This window comes from Nocardia sp. NBC_01377 (genome assembly GCF_045040005.1).
In the GTDB taxonomy this organism is placed as follows: Bacteria; Actinomycetota; Actinomycetes; order Mycobacteriales; family Mycobacteriaceae; genus Nocardia; species Nocardia noduli.
In genome coordinates, this window is sequence record NZ_CP109566.1 from 3,348,447 (window position 1) to 3,369,465 (window position 21,019).

A 21,019-nucleotide genomic window follows, 5' to 3' on the forward strand; every position below is an offset into this window, starting at 1 on the left:
CGGTTACCGAAGCGGGGGAAAATGATGGTCACGGCAGGTTTACGCACGAATTGACCGCCCGTCGGTATTATTCGCGAACCGTTACGGGGTTACTCCTCGATAGCTCACCCGTGTTCGCATCGGTATTTCCCCGCGCTCATCTTGATGTTTTCGTGTCTGGTAACTCTCGCGTTCCCGGCGAACACTGGGGGGCGACCCGCTAGAGGAATTCAACCGGTACGAGCAAAGGAAGTCACGATATGTCTTCGAAAGCCAGACGGGTGTTTGCTGCCACCGCCATCACATTGTCTCTGGGCGTCATCGCGGCTCCGATCGCTTCGGCCGCGACGCCCTCATCCACCTCCCCCGGCGTCACCCAGACCGGATCGGTCGTCCTCTGCTTCCCACTGGGAAGTGTCGAAGTCTGCTTCTGACCCGCTCGCCGAACCACAACCGCGTCGTCGACGGGGCAGCACCGGAATCGGAGAGGCCGTCTCCATTTGATCTACCCTGAGATATGGCCCTGTCCCGCAGGCGATTGATACAGATGGGCGCTGCCGGATCGGCGGCGCTACTGGCCGGTGCGGCGAATGCCTCCAGTGCGCGATTCGCCGCACCGCGTCTGCTCGGTCACCCCTTCTCGCTCGGTGTCGCCTCGGGCGATCCCACCCCGGACGGGGCGGTGCTGTGGACGCGGCTCGCCCCCGACCCGTTGGCTCCCGACGGGCTCGCCGGGATGGCACGCGCGCCCGTCACCGTCGACTACGAGATGGCCCACGACGCGCAGTTCCGCCTGATCGCCGCGCGCGGCAGTGCGGTGGCCACCCGCGAACTCGGCCACAGCGTGCACCCGGAGGTGCACGGGCTCACACCCGACCGCTGGTACTTCTACCGATTCCGCGCGGGTTCCGCGATCTCCCCGGCCGGACGGACCCGCACCGCGCCCGCGCAGGGACAGGCCGTCGAACGGATGCGATTCGCCTTCGCCTCCTGTCAGTCCTGGAGTTCCGGGCATTTCACCGCCTACGAGCACATGGCTGCGGAGGATCTCGATCTCGTCGTCCATCTGGGCGACTACATCTACGAGAAGACCTTCACCAGGGGACGCGCCGACGCGCCGCTCGCGCCGTTTCCCCGCGAAGAAGCGGTCGATTTGGCCGGATACCGACTGCTCTACGCCCAGGGCAAGTCCGAGGGCGCGCTCCGGGCCGCGCACGCGGCGTTCCCCTGGGTGGTCACCATGGACGATCACGAGGTCGACAACAACTGGGCGGGCGAATCTCCCGGAACCGGACTCGACATCCATCGGTTGCGGTGGCTGTACCGTCGCCGCCGCGCCGCCGCCTTCCAGGCGATGTACGAACACCAACCGCTGCGGCTCGCGCAGATGCCGTCCGGCCCGTCCCTGCGCCTGCACCGCCGCTACACCTTCGGCGATCTCGCCGACCTGACCATGCTCGACACCCGCCAGTACCGCACGGCACAGGCATGCGGTGACGGCGGCCTGGTCGAGGACTGCGAGGACCGCTTCGCCGCCGACCGCACAATTCTCGGCGCGGCTCAACGGGATTGGCTGATCGACGGTTTCACCCGGTCGACCGCGCGATGGCAGATCATCGGGAATCAGGTCGCGATGGGACAGTCCGATTACGATCCCGGACCCGATATCGCCGTCGGCACCGACGGATGGGACGGCTACGTCGCCGACCGCGACGCCGTGCTGGGCGCCGCCGCCCGGCGCGAGGTGGACAATATGGTCGTCATCACCGGTGACCGTCATCAGAACTGCGCGGTCGATCTACGCGGCGACTACTCCGATCCGCGATCCCCCGTCGTCGCCTCGGAATTCATCGGGACTTCGATCAGCACCGGCCGCGACGGAGCCGACATGAACGACACCGGGCGCCTGCTGCTCGACGCGAACCCGGACGTGAAATTCTTCAACGCGCAACGCGGGTACGTCCGCGTCGAACTGGATCATCGTTTGTGGCGCAACGATTTCCGGGTCGTTCCCTACATTCGCACGCCCGGTGCGCCGATCAGCACCCGCGCCGGATTCGTGGTCGAGGCAGGCGTGCCCGGCGTGCGTCAGGCATGGCGGCCCGACGATCCGGTCGACGCACCCGAGGACAACTCGGCACTGGCCGAGCCGCCACCGCGATGAGTAGCGAAGCTCACCCTTACCGGTTGCATATCGGCGATAGAGTCGTGCGGTGACGTTCACGGTGGGCTTCGACCTGGATATGACGTTGATCGATTCGCGCCCCGGCGTCGCGAAGGCCATCGACCGGGTCGGTGCGGAATTCGAACTGGCCTTGGACGGGGAGGAATTCTCGAACCGGCTCGGTCCGCCGCTGGCGCTGCTGCTCGCCGAGGCGGGCGCGCCGGAAGCGCTGATTCCGGCGCTGGTCACCCGATATCGCGAGCTGTATCCCTCGATCGTGCCGCATGTTCCGGCACTGCCGGGCGCGGAGGCGGCGATGGCCGCGGTGCGCGAGCGCGGTGGACGGGTTCTCGTGGTCACCGGCAAACACCAGCCGCTGGCGCAACTGCACCTGGACGAACTCGGCTGGGACGTCCACCATCTGGCGGGCGATCTGTGGTCGGCGGGCAAGGCCGAGGTGCTGCGCACCTACGGTGCGAGCATTTTCGTCGGCGACCACGCGGGCGATATGGTCGGCGCGCGGACCGCGGAGGTTTTCGCGGTCGGCGTGACCACGGGCCCGTGCGACGCCGAGGAACTGCGCGACGCGGGCGCCGACGTGATCCTGGGCGACCTCACCGAATTCCCGGACTGGCTGACCGCGCGCGCGTCCTGAAGCACCACCCGCTGTTCCATCGGGAGGACTACCGGACCGGACCCCGACAGCGCCCACGTCGTTCTCGGCCGCGCGCTCACGGCGTCGAGGCGCGCAGCACCTCGAACTTCAGCGTGAGTCCGTCGAGCAGGGCCGCCAGTCCCGTTTCGAAGGCGGCGTCATCGATATCGCGCTGTTTTCCGGCGAGCAGATGCGCCTCGCCCAGGTGCGGATACGAACCCCGGTAGACCGTGGCGTCGTCGGGGAATCCGCCCGCGAACGATCCGAGGGTCGATCCGGTGACGAAGAAGCGCATGAGCGCGCCGACCTGGGTGGCCTCACGTCGTGGCCATCCGGCCGCGACCAGTCCGCCGAAGACCGCGTCGGCCTGACGTAGTGCGTTCGGACGACGGCCCATGCCCTGGTTCAGTGCCGGAACGAGATTCGGATGGTGCGACAGTGCCGTCCGATAGGACCTGGCCCAGGTGCGCAGCGCCGTGTACCAATCAGGTCCGCCGTCGAACATCGACAGGTCGACGGTGCCCAGGACGGTGTCGACCATGGCGTCGAGCAGCGCGTCCTTGGTGGCCACGTGGTTGTACAGCGAGGGCCCGCGCACGCCGAGCGCGGTGGCGAGGCGACGTATCGATACCGCGTCGAGCCCTTCGGTATCCGCGAGCTCTAGCGCGGCCGCGACGATGCGGTCACGACTGAGCAGCGGGGTGCGCGGACGGCCCATTCTCACCTCTCGTCGACGTGGGGATATCCCAATCTAATCGAAACTTGCACCGTAAGTTTACGGCGGCTAGCCTCGACGCTAACTTGCACCGTTAGTTTTTGGGAGTCGCATGAATCTCGAACTCTCCGACGAGCAGTCCGCCGCCCAGGCGCTGGCGTCCGATTTCGTCGATCGGGAGATCGCACCGCACGCTGCGGCGTGGGATCGAGCGGAGTCGGTCGACACCGCGATCGTGCGCGCGCTCGGCGACGTCGGATTCCTCGGTCTCACCATCCCCGAGGAATCCGGCGGCAGCGGCGGTGATCACCTGACCTACTGCCTGGTCCTGGAAGAACTCGGCCGCGGAGACTCGGCGGTGCGCGGCATCGTCTCGGTGTCGCTCGGCCTGGTCGCCAAATCGATCCGCTCCTTCGGCACCGACGAGCAGAAACGCGACTGGCTCCCGCGGCTGACCGCGGGAACCGCACTCGGCTGTTTCGCGCTCACCGAACCGGGCACCGGCTCCGACGCCGCGCGGTTGCGCACCACCGCCGTCCGCGACGGCGACGACTGGGGTGCTGTCGGGCACCAAGATCTTCATCACCAACGGCACCTGGGCCGATATCGCCCTGGTCTTCGCCCGCACCGGCGGCGAAGGGCACCGGGGGATCACCGCGTTCCTCGTGCCCACCGACTCCCCCGGCTTCACCGCCCGCCCGATCCACGGCAAACTCGGGCTGCGCGGCCAAGCCACCGCCGAACTGGTCATCGACGGGGTGCGGGTACCCGACAGCGCCCGCTTGCACAGTGTCGGCAAGGGTTTCGGTGTCGCGATGGCGGCGCTGGCCAAAGGCCGGATGTCGGTGGCCGCGGGCTGCGTCGGACTGGCCAGGGCCTGCGTCGAGGCGGCGGTCGAATACTCGACGCAGCGTGAACAATTCGGCAAACCCATCGCCGGACACCAACTCGTCCAGGAATTGCTGGCCGATATCGCGCTCGATGTGGACGCCGCCCGGCTGCTGGTGTGGCGGGTGGCCGATCTGATCGATCGCGGCCGGGAATTCGCCGTCGAATCGTCCAAGGCCAAACTGTTCGCCAGCGAAGCCGCCGTCCGTTCCGCCGACCGAGCACTCCAGGTCTTCGGCGGCTACGGATTCATCGACGAATTCCCCGTCGGCAAATACCTGCGCGACGCGAAGGTGATGACCCTCTACGAGGGCACGAGTCAGATCCAGAAACTGTTGATCGGGCGTGCGCTGACCGGCGTGAGCGCGTTCTGACACCGGTGCACACCGAAATCCCTCGAGGAGTGAAGAGAATGAACAGATTCACCGACCGCACCGCCGTGGTCACCGGAGCGGCCCAAGGCATCGGCGCGGCCACCGCGTTACGTCTGGCCGCCGAGGGTGCGCGGGTCGCGGTCCTCGATCGTGAACCGCCCGAGGACACGGTCGAGCGGATCGTCGCGGCGGGCGGGCAGGCGACGGCCTACGTCTGCGATGTCACCGACCGTGCCACGGTGCGCGAGGTCTTCGCGACGATCGCGCAGGAGCTCGGCGGTCCGCACATCCTGGTCAACAATGCCGGGATCACCCGCGACAACCTGTTCTTCCGGCTGTCCCAGGATGATTGGGAGTCGGTGCTCTCGGTGAACCTCACCGGCGTCTTCCACTGCACCCAGGCGGCGCAGAAGTACATGGTCGCCCAGCGCTACGGCAGGATCGTCTCCCTGTCCAGCCGTTCGGCACTGGGTAATCGGGGCCAGGCGAACTACGCCCGCAGCCAAGGCCGGAATACAGGGACTCACCGCGACCCCGGCGCTCGAACTCGGCGCGTACGACATCACGGTGAACGCGGTCGCCCCCGGCCATATCGCCACCGCCATGACGGCTGCCACCGCGGAACGGGTCGGCATGTCGGCCGACGAGCACCGCGAGAGCGCCGCCGCGCGAACCCCGCTCGGGCGCGTCGGCCGACCGGAGGAGGTCGCCGCGGTGATCGCCTTCCTCACCAGCGACGACGCCTCCTACGTCAGCGGTCAGACCCTCTATGTCAACGGCGGCGCCCGCTGAGTTCGCCCTCCGGCGCGTGATGTGCGCCGACCGTCGGGTCGGCGCACTGCCACGATCCGGTCAGCCCGCCTTGTATCGGCGCAGGTACTCCCCGGTCAGTGAGCGCGGATGGTCGAGCAAGGCGGCCGGGGTTCCGGTGAACACGATCTCGCCGCCGTCCTTGCCGCCGTCGGGGCCAAGATCGATCACCCAGTCGCAGTGCGCGACCACGTCGAGATTGTGTTCGATGACGATGACCGTGTTGCCCCGGTCGACGAGGCCGTCCATCAGCGCGAGCAGTGTGTCGACGTCGGACATGTGCAGGCCGGTGGTCGGCTCATCGAGGACGTAGACGGTTCCGGTGTTCTGCAATTGGGTGGCGAGTTTGATGCGCTGACGCTCACCGCCGGACAGCGTGCTCATGGCCTGGCCGAGACTCAGATAGTCCAGGCCCACTTCGTTCATCGTGCGCAACTTGGCGTGCAATGCCTTCTCGGCGAAGAATTCCAGCGCTTCCTCCGCCGACATCGCCAGCACGTCGGCGATGGATTTGCCGCGAAGGGTGTGCACGAGTACCGCGTCGGAGAATCGACGTCCGTCGCAGGCGTCGCAGTGGGTGGTCACCGGATCCATGTAGGCGATCTCGGTGATGATCACCCCGCGCCCCTCGCACTGCCCGCACGCGCCGTCGGAGTTGAAGCTGAACAGTCCCGGCGACTCCCCCGTCGCCTTGGCGAAGAGTTTGCGAATGGGGTCCATGAGGCCGAGATAGGTCGCCGGGGTGGATCGCGAGGAGGCCGCGATGGCCGACTGGTCGACGAATATGGCGTCGGGATGGGTGCGCACGAAGACGTCGCGGATGAGACTGCTCTTGCCCGAACCCGCCACGCCCGTGATCGCGGTGAGGATCCCGGTCGGGATATCGACCGAGACATCCTTGAGGTTGTGCACGTCGGCGTGTTCGATGCGCAACGCTCCGTCGGATTTCCGGAATGTCTGCTTGACCCGGAACGGCCGCCGCAGACCCGCGCCGGTGGGGGTGTCGGCGACGCGCAACTCCTCGAAGGTGCCCTCGAAGACCACATTGCCGCCGTGCACGCCCGCACGCGGACCGACATCGACGATATGGTCGGCGATCCGGATGACATCGGGATCGTGTTCGACGACGAGCACGGTATTGCCCTTGTCGCGCAGTGCGCACAGCAGCGAGTTCAGCCGCCCGACATCGCGCGGGTGCAGGCCGACGCTGGGTTCGTCGAAGATGTAGGTCAATCCGACCAGGGTGCTCGCCAGGTGTTTGATCATCTTCAGCCGCTGCCCCTCGCCGCCGGACAGGGTCGAGGTCGCGCGATCGAGGCTGAGGTAACCGAGACCGATATCGGCGACCCGGCGCAGGGCGGTGCGGATGGCGTCGGCCAGGCCGAGCGCCGCGGGGTCGCTGATCTCGTCGAGCACCGTCATCAGGTCGGTGATCTGCATGGCCGACCAGTCGGCGATGGTGCGTCGGTCGATCTTCGTCGCGAGCGCGGCGGCGTTGAGCCGGGCGCCGTGGCACGTCGGGCAGACACCGTCGGTGAGGTATTTCTGCATCTGTTCGCGGGTGCGCTCGCTCAGCGTCGAGGTGTCGCGCTGGAGCCGGGTGCGGGTGAATTTGGCCGCGAGCCCTTCGTAATTCGCTTCCCAGGTGCCCTTGGCGAAGGACACCTCGACCTTGCCGCCCGTGCCGTAGAGGAAGTCGTGGAATTCCTCCTCGCTGTAATCCGACAGTTTCTTGTTCGGGTCGAAACGCCCCGATTTGCCGTAGAGCTGCCAGTCTCCGCTGCCGACCGCGTAGCCGGGCAACAGGATCGCGCCCTCGTTGAGTGATCGGCTCCGATCGAGCATGCGGTCCGGATCGGCGCGCACGGTGTAGCCGAGTCCGTCGCAATCGGGACACATGCCCTGGGGCACGTTGAAGGAGTAGTGGTAGACGAATCCGGCCGAAGGGCTGCCGAAACGCGCGAACATGGCGCGCACCATCGAGTAGATGTCGGTCATGGTGCCCACCGTCGAGCGAGGTCCGCCGCCGACCGGCTGCTGATCGATGATGACCGGCGCGTTGAGGCCCTCGATCGCCTCGGCGTGCGGGCGCTCGTAGCGCGGCAGGAAATTCAGGATGAAGGCGGGGAACGTGGCGTAGAGCTGACGCTGGGATTCCACCGCGATGGTGTCGAAGACGATCGAGGATTTCCCCGACCCCGACACCCCGGTGAACACCGTGATGTTGTTCTTCGGAATCTCCAGCGACACATTGCGCAGATTGTGCTCGCGAGCACCGATCACCCGGATGGTCTCGTCACCGCGCTCGAGGAGTGCGGGATAGGCGGAAGCGACGGAAGCGGAAGAAGGCATGGGTACAACATGCCAGGCGACACCGACAAAATGCCCCGTATGATGTGATGTAAATCACAATAGTGTCTAATATGTATGAATGTGCATACCGAACGAATCATGTTGATCGGCAAGTGTTTTCGATTCCGAACCATCACCGGCTCGGTAATATCGAGACGTGAGCGCCGACCCGTACTGGAACCACAACACCCACTACCACCGCTGGCTGCTCGACCGGATTCCGGCGACCGCGCGCACCGCGCTCGATATCGGCTATGGCGACGGATTACTCGCCGGAAAAATAGCCCGCCGATGCGAATCGGTACTCGGGGTCGACCTCGACACGGAAGTGCTCACCCGGACGATCCCCGCCGCCGGAGTCACATACCGCCGCACCGACTTCCGTGACCTCGAGGGCAGTTTCGACTTCGTCACGGCGGTGGCGAGCCTGCACCATGTGCCGTTGCGGGAAGGACTCGCCGCGCTGCGCCGACTGGTCGCACCTGGCGGCACGCTCGCGGTGATCGGACTGTGGAAGATGAGCCCGCTCCGCGACCCGCTGTACCTGCCGCTGATCCCGGTCATCCGGCTCGTAGATCTGCTGCACCCGACCGTCACCGATCCCGCGCCGCTGGCGCAACCGCGCGAAACCCTGCGCGAGATCAGGACGGCCGCCCACGAAGCGATGCCGGGCGCTCGCCTGCGCCGCAGACTGATGTGGCGATATTCCCTGCTCTGGCACAACAGGACACCGTCGGAGTAGCCACGAAGTTCAGTCGAGCGAGCGCAGGATCTCCATGGCGGGAGCGAAGGTTTCCATGCTGGGCTCGAGCACGGTGAAGTAGCCGAATCCGTAGGTTTCCCGCAGGTCGATCACGCGCTCGGCGATCTCCTCGGGGGAACCGACGAGGACGATGGGCAACCGCTCGGGCTGTCCGTCGACTTCGGCGGGCAGGACCGCGCCGAAGTCCGCGACCAGGGCGGGCACCTCACTGCGGGGCAGCACCCACTGGATCAGCAGATTGAATTCCACCTCGTCCGCGCGCTCCCCGAGCCGCTCGCGTGCGAAGGCCACCCGATCGGCCATCTCGGCGGGTCCGGCGACCCGCAGGGTTCCGGCCGCCGTGGTCGCTGCCCCGGTCAACGCCACGATATCGGCGTGTTCGGCGGCTACCGACAGCAGTCGATCGCCCCAGCCCGCCACGAGAAGCGGCGGACCGGGCTGCTGCACGGGACGGGGCAGGTACTCGGGGTCGGCGAACAATTTCCGCAGTGTGGTGACCGTCCGCTCCAGATGGTCGACTCGTGCGCCGCCACTCTCGAACGGGATACCCGCCGCCTCGAATTCCGCCTTCACGTAGCCCGCCCCGAGGCCTAGTTCGATCCGGCCGTCGGTGAAGAGATCCGCGGTCGCGACGTCACGGGCCAGCAGAGTCGGGTTGTAGAACGGCGTGTTGAGGACGAAGGTGTTCAGCCGCACCCGTCGAGTGGCCTCGGCCGCCAGGATCATCGCGGGAAAGGGAGCAGGCACGCCGAGATGATCGGCGATCCCGATCACGTCGTAGCCGAGTTCCTCTGCCCGCCTGCATTTCTCGACCCAGGCGGTCCTAGATTTCGGGACCACCATATTGACGCCGAACCGGAATTTACGCTGCGCAGTCACGGTTCCTGTCTACCGGGCCCGCTTCCATTCCGCCATCGGCCACGCGGTCCGCCACCGAAAGGTTCGGCACGCGGAGGTTCAGCACGGAGCCAACGCTCCGGCGGCCAGGGCGACCGAGAACAATGCCGCCACTGTCGCCATCGCGGGAACGGGTCGGCGCAGGGCGTTCTTCGCGGCGTTTCGAGCCCGCCCGGACACGCGCGCCAGGCGGGCGCGCAATATTCGCGTCCGTGCGGAGTCGCCGGACTTGGCGGCCCGGCCGCGCACCCGGCGCACGATCCCGATGACGGTGACGGTGACGGTGACGATCAGTGTCGCGATCAGCATCTCGCCCCCTACACGCTCGCCGGTTTCGCCTCACGCGCGGCGACCGCGCCCCGAGGCACCGGAACCACGCCCGATTCGATCAGGCTTTCGGCGGTGTCGAGCAGGGAATCCCGCACCGGCCGCATCGTCCACCCGAGTTCGGCTCGCGCCTTGTCGGCACGCACGTGTTCGGCGCGGCCGAGGGTCGGCACGACCAGGCGAATGCCTTTGTCGGCCAACGCGACCGTGCGGATCAGCCAGTCCGGGAGGACCCTGGTGGTCACGCGGAATCCGCGCGGGTTGTATTCGTCGGCGAGTATCCGGGCCATGTCGGCCATCCACATCGGTTCGCCCGCGCAGATGTAGCGATTACCGGCCGCCTCGGGGGTCTCCATCGCGAGCCGGTGCGCGACCGCGAGATCACGCACGTCCACCGGAGCCCACGCGACGCGCGGCGAACCCGGCGCGTCCCTGACCAGCAGCCTGCGCACCGGTTCGTGCGAGGTACTGGTGACCGTCGCGCTCTGCACGGGTCCGAGGACCATGCCCGGATTCACCACCGCCAATTCCAGTTCGCGCCCGGCGGTTCGGTTCTCGATGAACTCCCACGCGGCCCGTTCGGCCAGGGTCTTGCTCTTCTGGTAGGCCGGAACCCGGTCGACCACCGACCAATCCGCCTCGGTCCTGAGCTCGTCGACGTCGTGGCCGTAGGCGACGGCGGCAACCGAGGAGGTCAGGACCACCCGGCGCACGCCGGGATCGGCCGCCGCCGCGCGCAGGACCCGCAACGTTCCCTGCACGGCGGGCCGTACGAGGTCGTCGTCGTCGGCCGGTGGCGCGGTCGGGAACGGCGAGGCCACGTGCATGACGTAGTCGCAGCCCGCGACCGCGTCGGCCCAGCCGGTGTCGTGGTCGAGGTCGGTGGCGACGAATTCCAGTTCGCCGCCCAGACGTTCGGCCAGGGTGATCAGATGTGCGCGTCGGTCGACCTTGCCGAGGTCGCGAACCGTGGCCCGTACGGCATAGCCGTGTTCGAGCAGTTCGGCGATGCAATGGCCCGCGACGAACCCCGTAGCGCCGGTGACGAGTACCCGTGTGCTCATATGCCTGTCCATTTCGGAGGTGTCGGTGCGACACTTGAACTGAGCGCCGCTCAGATAATCTAAGCACTGCATAGATTATCTGTCCAGGGTCAGCTCGGGGTCGTCCCGGGGTCATTCGCATACGCTCGGATGGTGAAGCGGACCAGCTACCACCACGGCGCACTGCGCGACACGCTGATGGACGCCTGCCTGCGCCTGATCGACACCGAGGGCATCGCCGCGGTGAGTCTGCGCCGGGTCGCCCGGGAGGCGGGCGTCAGCACGGGCGCGCCCTACCACCACTTCGCCGACCGCGCGGCACTGCTCGCGGCGCTGTCCACCCGGGGATTCGAACTGCTCGCCGCCGAACTCACCGCGACCCGCGCCGCCGCGACCGGCGATCCGATGGACACGCTGGCGGCGTTGGCTGCCGCCTATGTGCGATTCGCCCGCGAACATCCGGCACACTTCCGCCTCATGTTCCGCCCCGAACTGTCCCAGCCCGAAAAACATCCGGACACGATCGTCGCGGCCGATGCCGCGTTCGCGCTCCTCACCGACGCCATAGCCGACTCGGTCGCCGCCGGATTGCTACCGGCCGCCAAAGCCGAGATACTCGGCCTGACCTGGTGGGGAATCGGACACGGTCTCGCCTCGCTCTGGACCGACGGACACCTGGAGAAGCGCAGTGCCGAACTCGGCACCACCGCTCCCGAACTGGTCGATGACATACTCCGCACGCTCACCGATCTGATCTCCGGCCCGCGCTGACCGCGTCGCGGCCGACGCGCGACGCCGACTGACCCTAGAGTGGGATGCGGGATATTTGCTTCTCGTTACTCGCACACCGATCACGAGAGGATGACCGAGATGACCGCACCGCTGAATCCGGTGGTCGAGAAGTTCGTGACCGCACTCAACGAACACGACCGCGATCGCTTCTACGGCCTGCTCACCGAGGACGCCACCATGTCCGACGACGGCGTCGAACGCAATCTCGCCCAGTGGACCGACTCGGAAGTCTTCGACAGCAACGGCCGCATGCGGATCGAGGACGTCGTCGACGGCGGTACCGAACTGGTGGCCGACTACACCAACACGCGCTGGGGGTCGATGCGGACCAACTGGCGATTCATGGTCCGCGACGACAAGATCTTCCGGTTCGAAACCGGGCAGGCCTGATATTCCCGATATCCCTTGCTCGGGACGCGTCGGCCTTGGCACGCTGAATACCGTGTTAGACGCGCCCCGCTACGGTTCGGGTTCCCTGTCAGATCTGTTCCCGTCCGTGCTCGCCTGCCTCGGGGTGCCCGATGAGGTGGACCGCCTCGGCCTCGGCCTGACCGCACGACGCGTGTGCGTCCTGCTGATCGACGGTCTCGGGGCCGAGGCGCTGGCACAGCGCGCCGCTGCCGCGCCATTCCTGAGCGGCGGCGACCCCGTCACTCTCACCGCCGGATTCCCCAGCACCACCGCGACGAGTATCGCCTCGCTCGGAGTGGGAGTACCGCCGGGCAGCCACGGCATCGTCGGCTATCTCATGCGCGTACCCGGTCACGACCGACTGGTGAATTCACTACGCTGGCGGCTCAACGGCGAAGGCCCGACGGTCGACCTGCTACGCGAACTCGTCCCCGAACGATTCCAGCCGACGGCCACCGTTTTCGAACGGGCGGCCACCGACGGCGTCACCGTCACCCAGGTCGCCCCCGGCTATCAGGCGACATCCGGTCTGACCCGGGCGGTGTTGCGCGGCTGCGCATTTCGGCCGAGCCTGTCCTTCGGCGATCTGGTCGACGGCGTCGTCACCGCCCTGCGCGCGAATGACCGCGCACTGGTCTACGCCTACCACGGCGATCTCGACACGACCGGACACGTGCGAGGGCCGTCCTCGGACGCGTGGTCCTACGAACTCGCCCACGTCGACCGTCTCGTCGACACCATCGCGGCACATCTGCCTCCCGACGCCGCCCTGCTGGTGACCGCCGACCACGGCATGGTCGAACTGGAATCCACCGTCGACTTCGACACCGTCGCCGAATTGCGCGACGGTGTAGTACAACTCGGCGGCGAGCCCCGGGCCCGGCACGTCTACACCGCCGACGGCGCCGCCGCCGATGTCGCCGACGCCTGGCTGGCCCACCTGGGCGCGGACTTCGAGGTCCGCACACGCGAGGACGTCATCGGTCGCGGCTGGTTCGGTCCGGTCGTCACATCCGAGATCGCGGACCGGATAGGCGATCTCGTGGTCGCCGCGCGGGGTCCGCGCGCGGTCGTGCGATCCGGTGCGGAACCGTTGCAGTCGGCGCTGATCGGACATCACGGCTCACTCACCCCCGCCGAACTGAACGTGCCGCTGCGCACCTTCGCCCGCTGACACCGCGCGGGGACCGGGGTCGCCGACGTCGCCCGCGCGTGCACGCGAGCGTCGTGTGCCCATACTCTCGTGGCAATCGCGGCGGCCCACCGCTCGACGATGCCAGAGGAACAGAGGAGCTCGACAATGAACGCCACGGTGGCACGAACCGGATTCACGATGGCGGCGACGGCGCTGCTGCTCACCGGGTGTACCGATATCGAACGGGCACTCAATCAGGGGGGCGACACCCCGTGCAGCGAATACGTCACCCAGGATGCCGACACCAAGCGGATGACGATCACCAAATTCGTCAAACAGCAGACAGGTACCGAACAGGAGCCCTCGGGCACCGTGGTGGACGCGACCATCGTGACCGTCGATGTGATGTGCGCCGGCCAGCGCAACGCCCAGACGCCGATCAAGAATGCCGATGTTGCAGGAATTTTCGTCGTGAAGTAGGACTGTCGGCGTCAAGGCCGCTGATCACGATGACGCGGCGCGGTCGACTCGCGAAACCTTCCACGAACGTCCGTGCGTACGCAATGATGGGTGCACGAATTCGTGAGTCGGCTCAGCGAAGTGCCGGAGGCCGCCCCTCGGGGCGGGTGCGGGGCATACGAATGTCGACCGGACAGCACTGACGATGGGGTTCGCGAGGTGGCACCGCACAGCACCCTCAACCGACAGCGGGCGGAACTGGAAAAGGAGTGGGTCCGGTGGGCGACCGCGTCGCACGCCGCGGCCCGATCGACCCCGCGCACCCCGCTGCTGCGCACCGAGGTCGCACAGTCCTGGCAGCGTTCCCTGCGGACGGTCGATCCGGGCCGCACGGTCGCGCCGGGACTGGACGACGTCTCGGATCGATGGGCGCGATCGCCGTTGCGCGCGCCCATCACCCAGCTCGGCGATCAGCTGCGCGGTATCGCCGAGGACGCCGGATTCGTCGCCGCCGTCACCGACAACGACGGCACCATCGTGTGGACCTGCGGCGACAGGGCCATCAGGAAACAGGGCGAATCGGTGAACTTCGCGCCGGGCGGCTGCTGGAACGAAACACAGATGAGCACCAACGGTTTGTCGCTCGCGCTGAAGACCGACCGCCCGGTGACGGTGTTCTCGGCCGAACACCTGGTGGCGGCCCTGCACGGCTGGGTCTGCTACTCCGCGCCGGTCCACGGAACGGACGGCCGCCAGTTGGGCGTCCTCGACCTGTCCAGTCGCTGGGAGCGATCCCATCCGGCCATGATGACCTCGGTACGCGCCCTCGTCGTCGCGGCCGAAACCCTGCTGCGCACCGCGGGGCCAGGACCCGAACCGGGAATCCGGCTCGAATGTCTCGGCACCGCACGGCTGCTGCGCGACGGCAGGCCCGTCCCGTTGCCACCACGTCAGCTGGAGATACTCGCCCTGCTCGCGCTCGAACCCCAGGGGTATGCCCCCGAGCAATTGCACGCCGCCGTCTACGGCGATCGGCCGTGTCGGCGAGCACCCTCAAAGCCGATGTCTCCCACCTGCGCCGCGCCACCCCGGTGGAGGGTCGATACTTCGACGAATCCCGCACCGGTCGACGGCGTGACCTTCTGCGCGGTGGCCCGTTCCACCGCCGCCGACGTCGACATGGCGTTGGAGGCCGCGCACCGGGCCACCGATTCCTGGGCGGCCACCCCGACCACCCAACGCGCGGTCATTCTGAACAAGATCGCCGACCGGATCGAGAACAGCCTCGAACCGCTCGCCGTCGCCGAGACGTGGGACAACGGCAAACCCGTCCGGGAGACACTCGCCGCGGATCTCCCGCTCGCCGTCGACCACTTCCGTTATTTCGCGGGCGCCATCCGCGCCCAGGAGGGCGGAATCTCCGAAATAGACGCCGACACCGTCGCCTATCACTTCCACGAACCTCTCGGCGTCGTCGGACAGATCATTCCCTGGAATTTCCCGATCCTGGTGGCGGGGTGGAAACTCGCGCCCGCGCTGGCCGCCGGAAATTGCGTCGTACTCAAACCCGCGGAACAGACTCCGGCATCGATCCTGCTCGTCGTCGAACTGATCGCCGATCTGTTGCCGCCCGGGGTGCTGAACGTGGTCAACGGTTTCGGTGTGGAGGCGGGCAAACCGCTGGCGTCGAGCCCGAGGATCGCGAAGATCGCTTCTACCGGGGAAACGACCACCGGACGGCTGATCCTCCAATATGCCAGCGAGAACATCGTTCCGGTGAGCCTGGAACTCGGCGGCAAGAGCCCCGACATCTTTCTGCCCGATGTGATGGCGCACGGCGACGACTTCCTCGGCAAGGCCGTCGAAGGTTTCGTCATGTTCGCCCTCAACCAGGGCGAGGTGTGCACCTGCCCGTCACGGGCGCTGATCCATTCCTCGATCTACGACGAGTTCCTGGCCCGCTGCGTCGATCGGACCAGGGCCATCAAGGGCGGCCATCCGCTCGACGACACCACCATGATCGGAGCACAGGCGAGCAACGACCAATACCAGAAGATACTGCCCTACATCGATATCGGCAGGCAGGAAGGGGCGCGCGTGCTCACCGGAGGGGAAGCACGCGAGGTCGACGGCCTGCCTGGCGGGTACTACATCGCCCCGACGATCCTGGAGGGCACCAATACGATGCGCATCTTCCAGGAGGAGATCTTCGGACCGGTGGTCTCGGTGACTTGTTTCGATACCGTCGATCAGGCCGTCCGGATCGCCAACGACACCCTCTACGGCCTCGGCGCCGAGGTGTGGACACGGCACGCCGACAGCGCCTATCGCATGAGACGGGCGATCAAGGCGGGCCGGGTCTGGACCAACTGCTACCACGCCTATCCGGCGCACGCCGCGTTCGGCGGGTACAAGAAATCGGGAGTCGGCCGCGAGAACCACAAGATGATGTTGGACCATTACCAGCACACGAAGAATCTTCTCGTCAGCTATTTCCCCACCGAACTCGGATTCTTCTGATGCGGAATCGGATCCTGCTGATGCACAAACGAGTCCATCGTGTACAACTGACCGAAGCGGCGCAAGTCATGTTGCGGCGCCTGATCGAACAGCACGGGCCGGTCTTGTTCCACCTGTCCGGTGGGTGCTGTGACGGCAGCTCGCCGATGTGCTTTCCGACCAGAGAATTCCGGGTCGGCGGTGCCGACGTACTGCTCGGCCGTCTCCCGTGGCATACCTCTCGGCTGCTGACCGACGAGGAGCGAGCGATTCTCGACGCGGGACCGCCGCCGCCGACCGGAGCCGAACGGCTCACCTGAACCCGGCGGTGTTTCCGGATCGCTGCGTTTCCGGATTCGCCGTCCGCCGCGCCGGCCGGCTCGACGCAGACCGAGTCGGTCGGCCCCGGGGGCTCTGCGAACAAACGTGTTACCCGCGAGTAGCATTCCATGTGGAGATCCGTGTCCGGGCGTGCCTGCGCCACAGCAACCTTCGACCCGCCGCCCGCCGCCGGTGTTACCGGTACACTCTCGACCGGCCGTTTCGGCGATCGTTTCACGTGCGCCTTTAGCGGATCGTCGGATGAGGCCGGCGGCACGAGGTGCTGCGAAAATCCCACATCTCATGAGAACGTCCTTACCATCTAACTATCGGTAACCTCTCGGCACAGGAAACAATCCTCTCCCGCGAACCGCTTCCGGCGAGCCCCCTACATATCCTTCCGCGCGTTGTCAATTCGGATCGAATCGGTTGAAACCATGCAGCAATTACGGCCGACGTGGGTTATTTTGTTGCAATGTTCAATGCGAGGCCCGGTGTCCGTGCCCGAATACTCGCGATCGCGTTGGTCCCGAGCTTGGTTCTGCTTGTTATTGGTGTGGGTGCCTCCGGCTACCTCGTCGAACGAGGCAGGCACGCGGAGGAGTGGGCGGCCGCGATGCAGGCAACGTCTGTTCCCTCTATCGATTTCGTGCGCGCCCTCCAACTGGAGCGACAGCTCACGATCGCCCGCTTCGCCGGCGACGGGTCCGTCACACCGGCCCTCGCCGCGGCGCGCTCACAACTCGACTCCTCGATCCGCACCCTCTTCAAAGCATCCGCCGCGCTGGTCGAGCTCGGCCTCGTCGAGGTCCAGTCCGAAGGCGACTTCGAGACGAACACGGGCCTGCTCGAGAACATCGCCAAGGCGCGGGTCGGCATCGACGCCGGGGTCATGTCCGCCCTGGACGTCTACCGCATGTACAACCAACTGGGCAATATCGTCACCAGCGGCACCAGGTTGACCATGGGCAGTGCCCCGGACGCCGAGATCTCGAGCCTGCTGTCCGACTCCAGGGCGGTGCTCTACACGAGCGAATCGCTCGCCCGCGCCAGCGCCGTCGGCGCGGCGATCGCCCTGAGCGAGGAACCTTTCGCGGTTCCGCTGGAAGATTTCCAGTACGAGATGGGTCTATACCACACCCAGATCACCAACCTGGCCTCCGACACCGACTTCAGCCAGCGCGAGCGCCTGCAGAAGCTGATGCAGAGCCCGGCCTGGCAACAGGTGACGCTCATGGAGAACGCGCTCGTGCAGCGCAGCGCGGCCGTGGCCAGCGGCGCCAGGACCACCAGCCTGCAACCACTGCCGATGTCGATACCGGAGTGGCAGGCGGCGGCCACACAGCTCAACAACGAGATCCTCGACGTCTACAACGTCCAGTTCCACAACGCGCACGGCCTCGCCGTGGACGTCGGCAAGAACAACGCGTCCAACTCCGCGTGGGCGGGCGCGGGCGTACTTCTCGTCAGCATCCTGGCTTTCCTCATCGCGCTGCTGCTCGCCAACCGGGTCATCCGCAGGCTCAAGCGACTCCGCAACGAGACGCTGACCCTGGCCAACGAGCGTCTGCCCGACCTGCTGCGCAGGCTGCGCAACGGCGAAACGGTCGATCCGGCGACCGAATCCGGCAACCTCGACTTCGGCACCGACGAAATCGGCGAAGTGGCCACGGCATTCGAACAGGCGCACAACGCCGCGGTCGAAGGCGCCGTCAACGAGGCGCGGACCCGCGAGGGTGTCAAACTGGTCTTCCTCAACATCGCCCACCGCAGCCAGATCGTGGTGCACCGGCAGTTGGAGATCCTCGACGAGGCCGAGAACCAGCAGGAGGATCCCGCGCTGCTGGAAACCCTGTTCCGGCTCGACCATCTCGCCACCCGCGAACGTCGTAACGCCGAGAACCTGATCATCCTCGGCGGTGGCCAGCCGGGAAGGCAGTGGCGCAACCCGGTCCCACTGATGGACCTGGTGCGATCCTCGGTCGGTGAAACCCTGGACTACGCGCGGGTTCGCGTGGCGCGGCTGCCCGAGGCGTATATCGTCGGCACCGTCGTCGCCGACCTCATCCACCTGCTGGCCGAACTCGTCGACAACGCCACCACCTTCTCGCCGCCGCAGTCCAAGGTGGAGATCGCGGGCAACGTCGTCGGCAAGGGTGTCGTCCTCGAGATCAGCGACCAGGGCATGGGTATGCCCGAGGCCGAGCTGACCAGGGTCAACGACATGCTGCGCAACCCACCGGATTTCGGTGTCGCCACGCTGTCGGCGGATTCGCGGCTCGGTCTGTTCGTGGTCGCCCAGCTGGCACTGCGCAACGACGTCTCGGTGCGGCTGTCCGAATCCGACTACGGCGGCATCCGCGCGATCGTCCTGCTTCCGACCACGCTGCTGGCGTCGGGCGGGGCTCCGGGACTGAGCACGCCGTCCGCGGGCCAGCTCGATCCGCGCAGGCAGCGCCACATCACTTCCGCCGCGGATTCCGCGGGCCGACCAGTCGAATCGGAATCCACGGTACTCACGGCGGCTCCACCCGTCGCGCTGCCCGCGCCCGTACCGGAACCCGCCGCACCGCCGTCGTACGTGCCGCCTTCCTATGTGCCGCAGTCCTACACGCCGCAGTCCTACACGCCGCAGGCGCCACCCCAGGCGCCACCGCCACCGGTCGCACAGCCTCCGCAGGTGCAGCAGCCCTACGCGCCACCGTCGTACGTGCCGCAGTCCCAGCCGTACGCGCCGCCCGCGCAACCGCAGGAACAGCCCGCGCAGCCGCAGGCGCAACCACTCGGACCGGACGGAAGGCCGGCACTGCCGCGCCGTAGCAGGCAGGCCAGTCTCAACCCCGAGCTGGCGAAAGATCCGACCCCCACCGCCACCCATCAGGTGGTGGAACGTGAACGTTCCGCCGAACAGGCACGAGATTTGATGTCTGCCATCGAGAATGGAACACGGCAGGGCCGCCGAGCGCAGCTCGCCGACGATCAGGAACAGGAAGGCGATGACCGCTCCCAAAACCGGTGATCTCAACTGGCTACTGGACGACCTGGTGGACCGGCTTGCCGGGGTGCGCCACGCCGTGGTGTTGTCCACGGACGGCCTGCTACTCGGCCGCTCGACCAGGATGAGCCGTGACGACGCCGAACATTTCGCTGCGATGTCCTGCACGCTGTACGGATTGGCGCGCAGCGCCGGCGCCCGATTCGAGGGTGGCGGCGTGCGTCAGGCGGTGATCGAACTCGATCACGCCGTGCTGTTCGTGACGTCGGCGGGCGCCAATGCCTGCCTCGCGTTGCAGGCATCGGAAACCGCCAACCTCGGCATGGTCGCGTATGAAATGAACGTCACGGTTCAACGCGTCGGCACCTATCTCTCCACCCCCGCGCGTCTGACATGACACGCCCGGGGGACCAATGGTTCGATGACGCGGCCGGCCCTCTGGTCCGGCCGTACGCCGTGACGCGGGGCCGCACCATGGGCGCCGGGTATGAACTCGACATCCTCACCCTGGTGATGCTCGCCGACCACGCGCCGATCCTGCGCCGTACCGAACCCGAGTACGCGCAGATCATTCGGTTGTGCCATGTGCCCCAAGCGGTTGCCGAGGTAGCCGCTACTCTGAAACTCCCCTTGGCAGTGACCAAGATCCTCGTCGGTGACCTCATCGGCGAGGGCCAATTGATTTTCCGGTCCCCATTGGTTTCGGAGACCGGAACCAGTGATCTCAACGTATTGCGAGCGGTTCTGGATGGCATCCGAAAACTATGACCCGTCCCGGCAGAATCCGGGACCGGCTCCACACTTGGCAGCATCGGTCAAGATCCTCATCGCCGGCGGCTTCGGCGTCGGCAAAACGACTATGGTCTCCGCGATCAGCGAGATCGCCCCACTGCGCACCGAAGAACTCATCACCGAGGTGAGCAGCGGGGTCGACGATCTGTCCGGAGTAGAACAGAAGCACACCACAACGGTGGCGCTGGATTTCGGTCGAATCACCATCGACCGGGATCTCGTTCTGTACCTCTTCGGCACCCCGGGCCAGGACCGATTCTGGTTCCTGTGGGACGAATTGGCCCGTGGCGCACTCGGTGCGGTCGTACTGGCCGACACTCGGCGATTGAGCAACTCCTTCGCCGCGGTCGACTTCTTCGAGCGCAGGGGGCTCCCGTTCATCGTGGGCGTCAACTGCTTCGACGGTGCTCCGCGCTACACGATCGACGAGGTGCGCGACGCGCTCGACATCGATCCGCGCACCCCGGTGTTGTTGTGCGACGCCCGTAACCGGGAGTCGACCAAGAACGTGCTCCTCGTGCTGCTACAGCATCTGATCGAGCTCGCGGGACGCGAACCCGTCTCGACCTGAGTCCCTCACCTTTCGTGGGGCCTCGACGTACGTGCGCACGATCTCGCCGGTATCGGTGAGTTCGTGCGCTTCGTCGT

General features: G+C 66.7%; 19 protein-coding genes and 3 pseudogenes. 17 read left to right on the top strand and 5 right to left on the bottom strand.

Annotated features, from left to right (window positions below; genetic code table 11):
- Window positions 1–239 precede the first annotated feature (239 nt).
- From OG225_RS15465 to OG225_RS15475, 3 genes are all read left to right on the top strand, one after another.
- Complete coding sequence (locus tag OG225_RS15465; protein WP_405182287.1) at window positions 240–413, top strand: hypothetical protein; 174 nt, start codon at window positions 240–242, stop codon at window positions 411–413.
- Between the two features lie 83 nt (window positions 414–496).
- Entirely contained in the window at window positions 497–2,143 is a 1,647-nt protein-coding gene (locus OG225_RS15470; protein ID WP_405182288.1) for an alkaline phosphatase D family protein, read from the top strand.
- Window positions 2,144–2,192: 49 nt separating this feature from the next.
- Window positions 2,193–2,798, top strand: coding sequence for an HAD family hydrolase (locus OG225_RS15475; RefSeq protein ID WP_405182289.1), 606 nt, complete (start codon window positions 2,193–2,195; stop codon window positions 2,796–2,798).
- A gap of 76 nt (window positions 2,799–2,874) precedes the next feature.
- Here the strand turns inward: OG225_RS15475 and OG225_RS15480 are convergent, their stop codons facing one another.
- The gene (locus OG225_RS15480) at window positions 2,875–3,516 is read right to left on the bottom strand and encodes a TetR/AcrR family transcriptional regulator (protein WP_405182290.1); all 642 of its coding nucleotides are present in this window, start codon (window positions 3,514–3,516) and stop codon (window positions 2,875–2,877) included.
- Window positions 3,517–3,625: 109 nt separating this feature from the next.
- Here OG225_RS15480 and OG225_RS15485 point away from each other — a divergent pair.
- The 3 genes and pseudogenes from OG225_RS15485 to fabG all read left to right on the top strand — a co-directional run.
- A pseudogene (locus tag OG225_RS15485) lies at window positions 3,626–3,916 on the top strand (acyl-CoA dehydrogenase family protein); the annotation flags it as partial.
- A 154-nt stretch (window positions 3,917–4,070) separates the two neighbouring features.
- Window positions 4,071–4,775: an acyl-CoA dehydrogenase family protein gene (locus OG225_RS15490; RefSeq protein WP_405182291.1), complete on the top strand. Its 705-nt coding sequence runs from the start codon at window positions 4,071–4,073 to the stop codon at window positions 4,773–4,775.
- Between the two features lie 38 nt (window positions 4,776–4,813).
- Window positions 4,814–5,567 (top strand): annotated as a pseudogene (gene fabG, locus OG225_RS15495) (3-oxoacyl-ACP reductase FabG).
- Window positions 5,568–5,627: 60 nt separating this feature from the next.
- Here the strand turns inward: fabG and OG225_RS15500 are convergent.
- The gene (locus OG225_RS15500) at window positions 5,628–7,937 is read right to left on the bottom strand and encodes an ATP-binding cassette domain-containing protein (protein WP_405182292.1); all 2,310 of its coding nucleotides are present in this window, start codon (window positions 7,935–7,937) and stop codon (window positions 5,628–5,630) included.
- 157 nt (window positions 7,938–8,094) lie between these two features.
- Between OG225_RS15500 and OG225_RS15505 the strand changes: the two genes are divergently transcribed.
- A complete protein-coding gene (locus tag OG225_RS15505; RefSeq protein WP_405182293.1) occupies window positions 8,095–8,679 on the top strand; it encodes a class I SAM-dependent methyltransferase in 585 nt (194 codons plus the stop codon).
- Between the two features lie 9 nt (window positions 8,680–8,688).
- Here the strand turns inward: OG225_RS15505 and OG225_RS15510 are convergent, their stop codons facing one another.
- From OG225_RS15510 to OG225_RS15520, 3 genes are all read right to left on the bottom strand, one after another.
- The gene (locus tag OG225_RS15510; protein ID WP_405182294.1) at window positions 8,689–9,579 is read right to left on the bottom strand and encodes a TIGR03621 family F420-dependent LLM class oxidoreductase; all 891 of its coding nucleotides are present in this window, start codon (window positions 9,577–9,579) and stop codon (window positions 8,689–8,691) included.
- Between the two features lie 78 nt (window positions 9,580–9,657).
- Entirely contained in the window at window positions 9,658–9,906 is a 249-nt protein-coding gene (locus OG225_RS15515; protein WP_405182295.1) for a hypothetical protein, read from the bottom strand.
- An 8-nt stretch (window positions 9,907–9,914) separates the two neighbouring features.
- Complete coding sequence (locus tag OG225_RS15520) at window positions 9,915–10,988, bottom strand: SDR family oxidoreductase (RefSeq protein WP_405182296.1); 1,074 nt, start codon at window positions 10,986–10,988, stop codon at window positions 9,915–9,917.
- A 129-nt stretch (window positions 10,989–11,117) separates the two neighbouring features.
- On the opposite strand from OG225_RS15520, the gene OG225_RS15525 reads away from it, so the two are divergent.
- From OG225_RS15525 to OG225_RS15570, 10 genes and pseudogenes are all read left to right on the top strand, one after another.
- The gene (locus tag OG225_RS15525; RefSeq protein WP_405182297.1) at window positions 11,118–11,738 is read left to right on the top strand and encodes a TetR/AcrR family transcriptional regulator; all 621 of its coding nucleotides are present in this window, start codon (window positions 11,118–11,120) and stop codon (window positions 11,736–11,738) included.
- A 99-nt stretch (window positions 11,739–11,837) separates the two neighbouring features.
- Window positions 11,838–12,149: a nuclear transport factor 2 family protein gene (locus OG225_RS15530; RefSeq protein WP_109530359.1), complete on the top strand. Its 312-nt coding sequence runs from the start codon at window positions 11,838–11,840 to the stop codon at window positions 12,147–12,149.
- Between the two features lie 52 nt (window positions 12,150–12,201).
- Complete coding sequence (locus OG225_RS15535) at window positions 12,202–13,344, top strand: alkaline phosphatase family protein (RefSeq protein ID WP_405182298.1); 1,143 nt, start codon at window positions 12,202–12,204, stop codon at window positions 13,342–13,344.
- A 126-nt stretch (window positions 13,345–13,470) separates the two neighbouring features.
- Window positions 13,471–13,785 carry a hypothetical protein gene (locus tag OG225_RS15540; protein WP_109530152.1) on the top strand — a complete coding sequence of 105 codons (315 nt, stop codon included), beginning with the start codon at window positions 13,471–13,473 and terminating at the stop codon, window positions 13,783–13,785.
- Between the two features lie 1,067 nt (window positions 13,786–14,852).
- Window positions 14,853–16,284: pseudogene (locus OG225_RS15545) on the top strand (aldehyde dehydrogenase family protein); the annotation flags it as partial.
- Window positions 16,284–16,583 (top strand): DUF779 domain-containing protein, encoded by a 300-nt coding sequence (locus OG225_RS15550; RefSeq protein WP_405182299.1) that lies wholly within the window; start codon window positions 16,284–16,286, stop codon window positions 16,581–16,583. The pseudogene OG225_RS15545 and the gene OG225_RS15550, both read left to right, overlap by 1 nt.
- Before the next feature lie 476 nt (window positions 16,584–17,059).
- Entirely contained in the window at window positions 17,060–19,603 is a 2,544-nt protein-coding gene (locus OG225_RS15555; RefSeq protein WP_405182300.1) for a nitrate- and nitrite sensing domain-containing protein, read from the top strand.
- The gene (locus OG225_RS15560) at window positions 19,581–19,976 is read left to right on the top strand and encodes a roadblock/LC7 domain-containing protein (RefSeq protein WP_109530156.1); all 396 of its coding nucleotides are present in this window, start codon (window positions 19,581–19,583) and stop codon (window positions 19,974–19,976) included. Before OG225_RS15555 ends, OG225_RS15560 begins: the two co-directional genes overlap by 23 nt.
- Window positions 19,973–20,347 carry a DUF742 domain-containing protein gene (locus tag OG225_RS15565; protein ID WP_109530157.1) on the top strand — a complete coding sequence of 125 codons (375 nt, stop codon included), beginning with the start codon at window positions 19,973–19,975 and terminating at the stop codon, window positions 20,345–20,347. The genes OG225_RS15560 and OG225_RS15565 overlap by 4 nt, the downstream gene beginning before the upstream one ends.
- Window positions 20,328–20,942: an ATP/GTP-binding protein gene (locus OG225_RS15570; protein WP_109530158.1), complete on the top strand. Its 615-nt coding sequence runs from the start codon at window positions 20,328–20,330 to the stop codon at window positions 20,940–20,942. Before OG225_RS15565 ends, OG225_RS15570 begins: the two co-directional genes overlap by 20 nt.
- Window positions 20,943–21,019: the final 77 nt, after the last annotated feature.